This is a genomic window from Caulobacter sp. GW456-12-1-14-TSB4 (assembly GCF_059424195.1).
The window spans coordinates 1-4,379 of the sequence record NZ_JBWKZF010000067.1; the positions used below are offsets into that span (position 1 = coordinate 1).

4 protein-coding genes are annotated in these 4,379 nt (G+C 72.4%); 3 read left to right on the forward strand and 1 reads right to left on the reverse strand.

Going from position 1 to position 4,379, the window contains the following annotated elements:
* Positions 1–110 precede the first annotated feature (110 nt).
* Together AC07YH_RS26575 and AC07YH_RS26580 are read left to right on the forward strand one after the other, a co-directional pair.
* The gene (locus AC07YH_RS26575; protein WP_494749888.1) at positions 111–1,100 is read left to right on the forward strand and encodes an FAD:protein FMN transferase; all 990 of its coding nucleotides are present in this window, start codon (positions 111–113) and stop codon (positions 1,098–1,100) included.
* Complete coding sequence (locus tag AC07YH_RS26580; RefSeq protein ID WP_494749889.1) at positions 1,100–2,569, forward strand: sulfite reductase subunit alpha; 1,470 nt, start codon at positions 1,100–1,102, stop codon at positions 2,567–2,569. The genes AC07YH_RS26575 and AC07YH_RS26580 overlap by 1 nt, the downstream gene beginning before the upstream one ends.
* A 140-nt stretch (positions 2,570–2,709) precedes the next feature.
* Here AC07YH_RS26580 and mobA read toward each other — a convergent pair whose 3' ends face one another.
* Positions 2,710–3,222: a molybdenum cofactor guanylyltransferase gene (gene mobA, locus AC07YH_RS26585; RefSeq protein ID WP_494749890.1), complete on the reverse strand. Its 513-nt coding sequence runs from the start codon at positions 3,220–3,222 to the stop codon at positions 2,710–2,712.
* Positions 3,223–3,291: 69 nt separating this feature from the next.
* On the opposite strand from mobA, the gene xylR reads away from it, so the two are divergent.
* Positions 3,292–4,347: a transcriptional regulatory XylR gene (xylR, locus tag AC07YH_RS26590; RefSeq protein ID WP_494749891.1), complete on the forward strand. Its 1,056-nt coding sequence runs from the start codon at positions 3,292–3,294 to the stop codon at positions 4,345–4,347.
* The last annotated feature ends 32 nt before the right edge of the window (positions 4,348–4,379 follow it).

The window sequence follows — 4,379 nt, forward strand, 5'->3', positions numbered from 1 at the left end:
GGGATGGGGGTGGCGCCGCGTCAGGACTAGCGACGCCGCGTCAGCCTCACCACCGCATCGCCCCCAACCCTGCCCTTCCCCCATCAAGGGGGAAGGGTTCGATTGAAACCATGCCCCGCGTCCTCGTCCCCGCCATCACCACGCCGCCCGCCCGCCCCGTCGGCGGGAGCGTGCGCGCGTTCGGCGGCGCGACCATGGGGACGACCTGGTCGGTGAAGGCGGTGCTGCCGGTCACCACCGACCTTCCCGCGCTCGAAGCCATGGTCCAGCGCGCCCTCGACGCCGTGGTGCGCGAGATGAGCCCGTGGGAGCCTCTGTCGGACCTCTCCCGCTACAACCGCGCGCCCGTCGGGACATGGCGGCCACTGCCGCCCGCCTTCGCCACGGTCCTGCGACGGGCGATCGAAATCGCCGAGCAGACCGACGGCGCCTTCGACCCGACCCTGGGCGCGCTGACCGACCTTTGGGGCTTTGGCCCGCATCCCTTTCCCGGCGAGCCGCCGCTGGCGGCTGACATTGTACCCCTCCGCGAGGCCGGCGGCTGGAGGCGCCTGATCCTGGACGACGACGCCCTGTTACAGCCCGGCGCCGTGCGCCTCGACCTCAACGGCATCGCCAAGGGCTTCGGCGTCGACCAGGCCGCCGCCGCCCTCGATCGGGCCGGGGTGAAGAGCTACCTCGTCGAGGTCGGCGGCGAGCTGCGCGGCACGGGCGCCAAGCCCGACGGCCAGCCGTGGTGGGTCGAGCTGGAGCGGCCGCCAACGGCGAACGACGCCGAGCGCACCATGGTCGCCCTGCACGACCTCTCCGTCGCCACCTCCGGCGACTACCGCCGGTTCTTCGACCACGACGGCCGCCGCTACGCCCACACCCTGGACCCCGCCACCGGCGCCCCGACCACCCACGCCACCGTCAGCGTCACGGTGCTGGCCAAGGACTGCATGAGCGCCGACGCCTGGGCCACGGCCTTGACCGTCATGGCCCCCGACGCCGCCCTGGCCTTCGCCGCCAAGCACGATCTGGCCGCGTTGATCGTGTCGCGTGCGTCCGGCGGCCTGGAGGAACGCCTGTCGCCGGCCCTGAGGGCGATGCTGGACTGATGTTCGACCTCTCCGCCTTCCCGCCTGAGACCCGCCGTCTCATCGAGGCCGGCGCCGTTGCCGGCGCCTACGCCCTGTTTTGCGCGGGCATCGCCGTGCGCGAGGCCCTGCGCGCCGCCGCCGTCCGCCGTGAAGCCAAGGCCCTGTCGCAAGGCGCCGGCGAGCCGGTGCTGGTCGCCTTCGCCAGCCAGACGGGCTTCGCCGAGGAACTGGCCAACGCCACCGCCAAGGCGCTGGCCGAAGCCGGCGCGCCGGTCACCCTGCGCGAACTCGGCGCCGTCACCGCCGCCGACCTGACCGGCCGCGCCCTGTTCATCGTCAGCACCACCGGCGAGGGCGACGCGCCCGACCCGGCCCGCGCCTTCATCCGCGACGTGATGAAGGACGGCGTCCAGCTCCCCGGCCTGCGCTACGGCGTGCTGGCCCTGGGGGACTCGACCTATGCCGAGTTCTGCGCCTTCGGCCGCAGCCTCGACGCCTGGCTGGCCCATGCCGGCGGCGAGCCGCTGTTCGACCGCGTCGAGGTCGATGACGGCGATCCGGCCGCTCTGCGCCATTGGCAAGGGCAGCTCTCGCTGCTCACCGGCGTCACCGACGCCCCCGACTGGAGCCGCCCGGCCTACGGCCGCTGGACCCTGGCCGAGCGCACCCTGCTCAACCCCGGCAGCCCCGGCGGCGAGGCCTGGTCTATCCGGCTCGTCCCGACCGACGGCGCGACCTGGCAGGCCGGCGACATCCTGGAGATCGGCTCGCGCAACAACCCGGCCGAGGTCGCCGCGCTGGGCCTGCCCGCCAAGCTGACCGAGGCGCTGTCGGGCCTGCGCCTGCCGCACGGCCCCATCGGCGACATCGCCGAGCTGACGCCGCTGCCGCACCGCGAATATTCGATCGCCTCACTGCCGTCGGACGGCGCGGTCGAGCTGATCGTCCGCCTGATGCCCCGCGCTGACGGAGCGCCAGGCCTGGGCTCGGGCTGGCTGTGCAAGTTCGCGCAGATCGGCGGAACCATCGACGCCCGCGTGCGGACCAACCGCAGCTTCCATGCGCCGGAGGCCTCGCGGCCGCTGATCCTGATTGGCTCGGGCACGGGCCTCGCGGGCCTGCGCGCCCACCTCAAGGCTCGCGCGGCCGCCGGCGTCCGCTGGAACTGGCTGGTGTTCGGCGAGCGCACAGCGGCTCACGATTATTTCCACCGCGCCGAGATCGAGGGCTGGAAGGCCTCGGGCCTGCTGGACCGCGTGGACCTGGCCTTCTCCCGCGACCAGGAGAGCCGGATTTACGTCCAGCACCGCCTGATCGCGGCCGCCGACATCCTGCGCCGCTGGGTGGCCAATGGCGCGGCGATCTATGTCTGCGGCTCGCTGGAGGGGATGTCGCGGGACGTCCACGCGGCGCTGGTCGAGGCGCTGGGGGCCGAGGTGCTGGAGCGCCTGACGGATGAAGGTCGGTATCGGCGGGACGTGTATTGAGCGGCCGCTGAGCGCCCCCTCCGTCTCGTCGCGTATCCGCGCCGATCCACCTCCCCCGCTTCGCGAGGGAGGAGAAGAAACTCCTCACCCGTAAAACGGGGGAGGTGGCGCGAGGCGCAGCCTCGTGACGGAGGGGGCGCTCAGCGGCGCAAAAGACCCTCACGCTCCTCCGGCGTATTCGCCCCCCGAAGCCGATCCATCGCGCCTGCGGATACAATCAACGCCGTCAAGCCAGCCCGCTCCACGAACTTTCGCAGCGGCCACCCGGCCTCCGCATCGGCCGGGATCGCACTCGTCGCCAGCACCATCGGCACCGGCAAGCCTTCATAGTAGCCCCCGCTCACCAACAACGGCGCCAAATCCTCCGCCGTCACCGTCGGCGCATCCACCGCCAGCACCAGCAACCTTGCCGTCCCCAGCGCCCGCGCGCCAGCCAGCACCCCGCCAACCGGCCCGGCGAACGCCTCGTCATCCGGAACCCACGGCAGGCCCAGGTCCGCGCCCGCCGTCACCAGCGCCTCCGCGCCGACCGACCGCGCCAGAGCCGCCACCCGGTCCACCGCCCGGACGCCGTCCCAGTCGAGCACGGCCTTGTCGCGCCCCATCCGCCGGGACGCGCCGCCGCACAGGATGATCGCGCCGAGACCGCTCATATCCGCCCTGTCTTCCACCTCTGCCCCGAAGCGGTCTAGCATCCCCGCCGCAAAGGGACGGATACAAGAATGAGCCAGCCTGCCGAGCGCCAGCGTCGTCGCACGACCCAGAGCGCCACCATCCGCGACGTGGCCGCCCGCGCGGGCGTCTCGCCGATGACCGTCTCGCGGGTCATCAACCGCGAGAGCACCGTCAAGGAAGAGACCCGCGCCCTGGTCGAGCAGGCTATTTCCGACCTCAACTATTCCCCCAACCCCGCCGCCCGCAGCCTGGCCGGCAGCGCGCCGTTCCGCATCGGCCTGCTCTACGACAACCCCTCGACCGGCTACCTGTCGGAGTTCCTGGTCGGGGCGCTGGACGAGAGCAGCCGCACCGGCGCCCAGATCGTCATCGAGAAGTGCGCCGAGCCCGAACTGGCCGGCGCCACCCTGGCCCGGCTGCTGAAGACCGGCGTCGATGGCCTGATCCTGCCGCCGCCGCTTTGCGAGTCGCCGCAGGTCCTGGCCGAGGTGAAGGCCGCCGGCGCCGCCGCCGTGGCGGTCGCGCCCGGCATGGCCAGCGCCGACATGGCCACCATCCGCATCGACAACGAGGCGGCCGCCTATGAGCTGACCCAGCACCTGATCAACCTGGGCCACCGGCGCTTCGGCTTCATCAAGGGCCACCCGAACCAGACGGTCAGCCAGCAGCGCCTGGACGGCTTCATGGCCGCGCTCAAGGCCGCCCAGGTCCCGATGGAGGATATCAAGGTCGAGCAGGGCTACTTCACCTATCGCTCGGGCCTGGAGGCGGCCGAGCGCCTGCTGGCCGTCGATCCGCGCCCGACCGCGATCTTCGCCGGCAATGACGACATGGCCGCCGCCGCCGCCGGCGTGGCCCACCGCCTGGGCATGGACGTGCCGGGCGACGTCTCGATCGTCGGCTTCGACGACACCTCGATCGCCGACAACATCTGGCCGGCCCTGACCACCGTCCACCAGCCCATTGCCGCCATGGCCCGCGCCGCCGTCGACCTGGTGCTGGAAGAGATCCGCCGCAAACGCGACGGCGGCGGCGAGCCCAGGCAGCTGATGCATCCGCATACGCTGATCGTGCGGGACTCCAGCGGGCCGGTGGCGGAGTAGTCGCTCCCTCTCCCATAGGGAGAGGGTTGGGG